Annotated in this window: 7 protein-coding genes; 3 read left to right on the top strand and 4 right to left on the bottom strand. The window is 74.2% G+C overall.

From position 1 onward, the window contains the following. On the top strand, window positions 1–170 hold a 170-nt coding region (locus ACOJTC_RS08385; protein WP_420116404.1), incomplete at its 5' end, for a VOC family protein. Window positions 171–405: 235 nt separating this feature from the next. Here the strand turns inward: ACOJTC_RS08385 and ACOJTC_RS08380 are convergent. Then, the gene (locus tag ACOJTC_RS08380; RefSeq protein WP_420116403.1) at window positions 406–1,530 is read right to left on the bottom strand and encodes a GNAT family N-acetyltransferase; all 1,125 of its coding nucleotides are present in this window, start codon (window positions 1,528–1,530) and stop codon (window positions 406–408) included. 89 nt (window positions 1,531–1,619) lie between these two features. Continuing rightward, entirely contained in the window at window positions 1,620–2,321 is a 702-nt protein-coding gene (locus tag ACOJTC_RS08375; RefSeq protein ID WP_204924037.1) for an amino acid-binding protein, read from the bottom strand. Window positions 2,322–2,473: 152 nt separating this feature from the next. On the opposite strand from ACOJTC_RS08375, the gene ACOJTC_RS08370 reads away from it, so the two are divergent. Further along, window positions 2,474–3,562 (top strand): phosphotransferase family protein, encoded by a 1,089-nt coding sequence (locus ACOJTC_RS08370; protein WP_420116402.1) that lies wholly within the window; start codon window positions 2,474–2,476, stop codon window positions 3,560–3,562. After that, window positions 3,562–4,773: an acyl-CoA dehydrogenase family protein gene (locus tag ACOJTC_RS08365; protein ID WP_420116401.1), complete on the top strand. Its 1,212-nt coding sequence runs from the start codon at window positions 3,562–3,564 to the stop codon at window positions 4,771–4,773. Before ACOJTC_RS08370 ends, ACOJTC_RS08365 begins: the two co-directional genes overlap by 1 nt. An 89-nt stretch (window positions 4,774–4,862) precedes the next feature. Here ACOJTC_RS08365 and ACOJTC_RS08360 read toward each other — a convergent pair whose 3' ends face one another. Next, window positions 4,863–5,909, bottom strand: a complete 1,047-nt coding sequence (locus ACOJTC_RS08360; protein ID WP_420116400.1) for a LacI family DNA-binding transcriptional regulator — start codon at window positions 5,907–5,909, stop codon at window positions 4,863–4,865. 92 nt (window positions 5,910–6,001) lie between these two features. Further along, the coding region (locus tag ACOJTC_RS08355; RefSeq protein WP_420116399.1) for a glycoside hydrolase family 1 protein at window positions 6,002–6,988 on the bottom strand (987 nt) is incomplete at its 5' end.

Raw genomic sequence — 6,988 nt, 5'->3', positions numbered from 1 at the left:
TCGACGACGAGGTCGACCGGCTGTGCGGTCTGGGCGCCGAACGGGTCGACTGGCCGCACTACCCCGCCGAGCCGGAGCCAGGCCAACTGCCGTACGTCGTCCTCGCCGACACCGAGGGCAACCGGTTCTGCGTCTCGGGGCACCGTCGGGCCGGCGTCTTCTTCGGCTGAGCGCCACCCCGCCGGCCGAAACACCCACCGACCGTGCGCCCACCGACCGGGAGGCGGCGGCCCCGGGGCGCGGCAGGCCCCGACTGGTGACCCGGAAACGGCCCGGACATGGGCAGGGCCCCCGCACCGGGGGCCCTGCCTGTACACCGTTCTCCGCATCGGAGTTCGGCCACGCACCGGAAGGAAGCCCCCGCCCGGTGCCACACGGGTCGTCTCGATGAGCGGTGCCCGGCCGTCAGCAGACCCCGCCGGTCGTGCTCGTCCGCCGGGGACCGATCACGGCCGCACCGGGCCGACCGGTCCCGTCGGCGACCGGGCCGTCGCCCACCCGGGCGGACAGCGCGACGGTCACCGTGAGCAGGCTGCCGTCCCGCTCGATCGGCGCGAACCGGCCCAGCCGGGCCACCGTACGCACCATCGGCGTGTTCTCCGCCTGGGTGTGCAGGACCAGCGCCGCGAACCCGGCCCGCTCGGCGTGGGCGAGCAGCCGGCGCAGCAGCCCGGTGCCCAGCCCCCGCCGCTGCCAGTCGTCCCGGACCAGCAGCGCCGCCTCCACCTCGTCGCCCTCGCCGAGCAGGTTGGCCAGTGCGACGACCGACTCCGCCGCCCCGCCGGAGCCGGTCGTCGTGGCCACCAGGGTCAGCCCCCGGGCGGGTTCCAGCAACCGGCGCAGCCGGGCCGGCGAGGGCAGCGCAGCCCCGCTCAGGTAGCGCCGCTGTCGACTCTGCGCCGAGCAGCGCTCGTGCAGGTCGACCACGCCCGCCAGGTCGTCGGCGGTCGCCGGCCGGACGGTCAGCTCCGCCCCGTCGGGCAGCACCAGGACCACCCGGTCGGCCTCCCGCCGGGCCACCGCCGCCGCCAACTCGACGAGCGCCTGCGCCCGCGCGTACTCGGCCGGGGTGAAGCTGGGCGCCTGCCGGCGCAGTTCGTACGAGCCGCCGGTCGGGTCGGTCAGCAGCATGGTCGTGGTGCCCACCGCGTCGTGCCCCCCGGCAGCCGTCGGACGCCAGGTCACCTCGTCCGCGCCGAGCGTGGCCCGCAGCACCTCACCTGCCAGTTCCGGGTCACCGACCAGCCGGGTGGCCAGCCCGAGCACCCGGGTCGGCTGGTCGGCCAGGCCCCGCGCCTCGCTGCGGGCGACCCAGCAGTCCCGGCCCCGGCCCCGCTCGACGGCGGCGATCAGATCCGCCTCGTCGAGGGTGTCCGGCGCGTCGACGAGGAAGTCGTCCACCGCGCCGACCTCGGTGGTGTGCACCTGCACGGTGAGGATGTTGACCCCCCGCAACGCGAGACTCGCGGTGAGGACCGACAGGTATCCCGGCCGGTCGTCCACGGTCGCGCGAACCCGCCACAGCGCCATGTCCACTCCCTTCCCCACCACGAAGCCTGCCCGCGGCCTGTTGCCGTGGCGTTGCCCGGCGGTGTCGCACCGGCAACCGTTCGCCCAGGTCAGGTGACGGTGGTCACCGACTGCGGGCCGACCATGTCGAGCCGGTCGCCGAGGATCACCGCGCTGGCCCGGACGAGCTGGGCGAGCCGGTCCACCTCGGTGGCGTGGAACCCGGCGGCGGTCAGCGGCTCGGTGTGGTCCCGGGCGACCACCAGCACCAGCCCGGCCCGGCCGAACGGCGCGATCGCGTAGTGCGTGCCGTCGGCCATGGTCAACGTGCGGGCCCGCAGCGGGGTCACCTCGGGCAGCCGGGGCGGCTCGGGCGCGCGCCAGCTGGCGTGCCCGACGGTCGCCGTCCCCGCGCCGGCCCGCGAGGCCCAGTCCACCGGCACGACGGCCGCCACCGCCCAGTCCGCCGCGAGCAACCCGGGCACCGCGTCGACCAGGGTGGCCACCCCGTCGGTGGGGTTCGCCGCCACCTGGGCGAGCAGCTCGGCGTCCTGACCGGTGGTGGTCGGCGCGCCGATCGCCCGCCACACCCCGTCGACGCGCACCCCGGGAATGGCGGCCAGCCCAGCGAGCAGCCCCTCGACCCGGGCGGCGCCGGGCCAGACAACGGTGAAGTCGTCCACCGCCCGGCCGCCGAGCCGCTCCAGCACCACGACCTGGACGATGTCCGCCCCGGAGACGCCGAGCGTGCGGGCCACCTGGCCGAGTGTCCCGGGTCGGTCCGGCAGGGTCACCCGAACTCTCAGCAACATGTCTGTCCCTCCGCTCGGCGGGCCGACCGCACCCGGCCGGCAGGCTGGTCCCCAGCCTGCCGGTTGACCATTTCGCCCCTGTTGCCGTGGCATGTCCCGGGCGGAAAATCGCTGACCTTGACAACCCGGCTGACCTGCCATCAACTATGCGGATGACCGAGCCGGCCGTCGACGCGTCCCACGACGGCGGAGCCCCCGGCGACCGGACGCCACCCGGGCTGGATCTCGACCGGTTGACCGGGTGGCTGGCCGCACACCGGCCGGAGCTGGTGGCCGACGGGCCGCTGCGGGCCAGCCTGATCGCCGGCGGCAAGTCCAACCTGACCTACCTGCTGCACTGCGGCGGGCGCGAGCTGGTGCTGCGCCGCCCGCCGCTGGGCCACGTGCTGGCCACCGCGCACGACATGGCCCGCGAGCACCGGGTGATCGCCGCGCTCGCGCCGACCGCCGTGCCGGTGCCCGGGGTGGTGCTGCTCTGCGTCGACCCGGCGGTGATCGGGGCACCCTTCTACCTGATGCGCCGGGTGCCGGGCGAGGTGCTGCGCACCCGGGCCCAGACCGACCCGCTCACCGACGGGCAACGCCGCGACCTGGCCTGGGCGATGATGGACACCCTCGCCGCCCTGCACACCGTCGACCCGACCGAGGTGGGGCTGGCCGACTTCGGCCGTCCGGAGGGCTACCTCGGCCGGCAGGTACGACGCTGGGCCGGCCAGCTCGACCGGTCCCGCAGCCGGGAGCTGCCCGGGGTGGACGAGCTACGCGACGCGCTGGCCGCCTCGGTGCCCGAGGGGGTCAACGCCGGCCGGATCGTGCACGGCGACTACCGGCTCGACAACCTGCTCACCACGGTCGACCCGGTGTCGGTCCGGGCGGTGCTGGACTGGGAGATGGCCACCCTGGGCGATCCGCTGGCCGACCTCGGGCTGCTGCTGACGTACTGGGACGTGCTCGGCGACAGCGACCTCGCCGAGGGCAACCCGGTCGCCGACGGGCTCGGCCCGCGCGCCGGCTTCCCCACCGGCGGCGAGCTGATCGCCCGGTACGCCGGCCGCAGCGGCGTCGACGTGGGGCCGCTGCACTGGCACCTGGCCCTCGGCTGTTTCAAGCTCGCGGTGATCTGCGAGGGCATCCACTACCGGCACACCCTGGGGCAGACCCTCGGCGGTGGGTTCGACCGGATCGGCGACATGGTGACGCCCCTGGTGGAGCACGGTCTGCGCGCTGTCAGGGGGAACTGATGGACTTCGGTTACGACGCCCGTACCGTCGAGCTGCGGGAGCGGCTCGGCGCGTTCCTGGACGAGTGCGTCCTGCCGGCCGAGGCGGTGCACGCCGCGCAGGTCGTCGCGGCGGGTGACCCGTGGTCGCGGTCCCCGGTGCTCGAGGAGCTGAAGGTCGAGGCGCGACGGCGCGGCCTGTGGAACCTCTTCCTGCCCGATCCGCGCTACGGCGCCGGGCTGACCAACCTCCAGTACGCCCCGCTCGCCGAGCTGACCGGGCGCAGCCCGCACCTGGCCCCCGAGGCGGTCAACTGCGCCGCCCCGGACACCGGCAACATGGAGCTGCTCGCCGAGTTCGGCAGCGGGGCGCAGCGCGACAGGTGGCTCGCCCCGCTGCTGGCCGGTGAGATCCGCTCGGCGTTCTGCATGACCGAGCCCGAGGTGGCCTCCTCCGACGCCACCAACATCGCCACCCGGATCGTCCGCGACAGCGACCACTACGTGGTCAACGGGCGCAAGTGGTGGTCGTCCGGGGCGATGGACCCCCGGTGCGAGCTGTTCATCGTGATGGGTAAGACCGACCCGGACGCCGACCGGCACCGCCAGCAGAGCATGGTGCTGGTGCCCCGGGACACCCCGGGCGTGCACGTCCGCCGGGGCATGACGGTCTTCGGCTACACCGACGCCCCGCACGGCGGGCACGCCGAGATCGACTTCGTCGACGTCCGGGTGCCGGTGGAGAACCTGGTCGGCGCCGAGGGGGGCGGGTTCGCCATCGCCCAGGCCCGGCTCGGGCCGGGCCGCATCCACCACTGCATGCGCCTGGTCGGAATGGCCGAGCGGGCCCTGGAGCTGCTCTGCCGGCGGGCCAACGAGCGGATCGCGTTCGGTCGGCCGCTCGCCGAGCAGGGCGTGGTCCGGGAGTGGATCGCCGAATCCCGGGTCCGGATCGAGCAGGCCCGGCTGCTGGTGCTCAAGACCGCCTGGCTGATGGACACCGTCGGCAACAAGGGTGCGCACACCGAGATCCAGGCCATCAAGATCGCTACTCCGGCGATGGCCGAGTGGGTGATCGACAAGGCGATCCAGGGGTACGGCGGCGCCGGGGTCAGTCAGGACACCCCGCTCGCCGGGCTCTGGGCCCAGGCCCGCACCCTGCGGCTCGCCGACGGCCCGGACGAGGTGCACCGCGCGTCCCTGGCCAAGCGGGAACTGCGCCGCTGGTCCTGAGCCTGAGCCGCTGGCCTGAACCGACGCCACCGGCGCGTCGGGTCACCCGACTGAGGGCCGGAGGTGGAGGTCGGAGGTGTCGAAGCGCTTCAGGTGGAGGCACGCTGGATGAGTTCGGTGTCCAGCAGGATGTGCGGGGTGGGGATCTCGTCGCCCCGGATGCGGGCCACCAGCAGCCGGGCCATCTGCCGGCCCATCTCCTCCACCGGCTGGAAGACCGTGGTCAACGGCGGGTCGGCCTGCTGGGCGACAGGCGAGTCGTCGAACCCGATGATCGCCACGTCCTCGGGCACCCGTCGGCCCGACTCGCGCAGCGTCCGCAGCGCGCCGAACGCCATCAGGTCGGAGGCGACGAAGACCGCGTCCAGCTCGGGGCAGGCCTCCAGCAGCCGGCGCATGCACGCCGCGCCGCTACCCTCGCTGAAGTCCCCGTAGGCGATCATGCGGGGGTCGAGCATCCCGACGGTGGACTCCACCGCCTCCCGGTAGCCGACCAGCCGGGCGAGGCCGGCGCCCATGTCCTGCGGGCCGGCGATGGTGGCGATCCGACGGCGGCCCTGCCGGGCCAGGTGCTGCACCGCGTGGCGGGCGCCACCGACGTTGTCGACGTCGACGACCCAGGACGGCCGCGCACCCGGGCGCAGCATCCGGGCCGGCCGACCGCCGAGCACGGTGGGCAGGTCGCGCTCCTCCAGCAGGGTGGGCAGCGGGTCGGAGTCGTGCAGCGACAGCAGCAGAACCCCGTCGACGTGCTGGTTGGTCAGGTGGTTCTCGACCCGTTCCCGTTCGATCGGGGACTGCACCATGGCGAGCCAGAGTTGCAGCGGCGTCTCCAGCAGGCCGGAGCTGACACCCCGCACGATGCCGGCGAAGAACGGCTCGGTGAAGACCCGCTCCCCCGACTCGGAGACCACCAGGGCCACCGAGTCGGTCCGCTGGGTGACCAGTGCCCGTGCCGCCCGGTTCGGGACGTACCCCAGTTCGGCGATGGCCTGTTGGACGGCGGCCCGGGCCTCCGGGCTGACCTGGGGTGAGCCGTTGACCACCCGGGAGACCGTGCCCCGCCCGACACCCGCGCGGGCGGCGACCGCGTCGAGGGTCGGGCGCCCGAGTGACCGGGTGCGTTGCGTTGTCATCGTCTGCTCCTCCGACGTCGGACGGTCCCCGCCGTCCGCCCCCGGGGGCGGGCGGCGCGGCGGGGCCGTCCGGCATGCTGGCTGGCCTCTGCCTATTGTGCGGCCAGACCGTTGCGTCGGATCACCTCGGCGTACCACCTGGCGCTGGACTTGGGGATACGGGCCTGGGTGTCGTAGTCGATCCAGATCATCCCGAAGCGCTTGGTGTAACCCCAGGCCCACTCGAAATTATCCATCAGCGACCACGCGAAGTAGCCCCGCAGGGGCACCCCGGCCTCGATCGCCTCGTGCGAGGCCCGCAGGTGGGCGTCGAAGTAGGCCAACCGGTCGACGTCGTCGACCCGACCGTCCTGCACGGTGTCGACGAACGCCGAGCCGTTCTCGGTTACGTAGAGCGGCAGGTCGGTGTACTCCTCGTGGACCCGCCGCAGCGTCTCCACCAGGCCCGGGGCGTCGATCTCCCAGTCCATGTCGGTGACCGGGACACCCCGGGTGACGAACCGCACGTCCTCGCTGCCCGGCCAGCAGGACGGCGCCCGCCAGTACTTCTCCGGCTCCTCGCCGGCGACCGGCGCGGCCACCACGTGCCGGCTGTAGTAGTTGATCCCGACCAGGTCCAGCGGAGTGGAGATGATCTCCAGGTCGCCGTCGCGGACGTGTCCGAAATCGGTCACCTCGGCCAGGTCGGCGGTCAGGTCCGCCGGGTACGACCCACGCAGCAGCGGGTCGAGGAAGAACCGGTTGGCCAACCCGTCGATCCGGCGGGCGGCGTCGACGTCGCCCGGGGCGTCGCTGGCCGGGGTCACCGGGTAGAGGTTGACCGTGACGCCGAGCTGGGCCTGCGGCAGCTTCGCCCGCAGGGCCTGCACGGCGAGCCCGTGACCGAGCATGAGGTGGTGCCCGGCCCGGACCGAGTCCGCCCCGTCGGACCGCCCGGGGGCGTGCGCCCCGGAGCCGTAGCCGAGGAACGCCGAGCACCACGGCTCGTTGAGCGTGGTCCAGTACTTCACCCGGTCGCCCAGCGCCCCCGCCATGAGCTGCGCGTAGTCGGCGAACCGGGCCGCCGTGTCGCGGGCCGG

Source organism: Micromonospora sp., from assembly GCF_048594385.1.
In the GTDB taxonomy this organism is placed as follows: domain Bacteria; phylum Actinomycetota; class Actinomycetes; order Mycobacteriales; family Micromonosporaceae; genus Micromonospora; species Micromonospora wenchangensis.
This window is presented reverse-complemented; position numbering and strand designations above follow the sequence as displayed.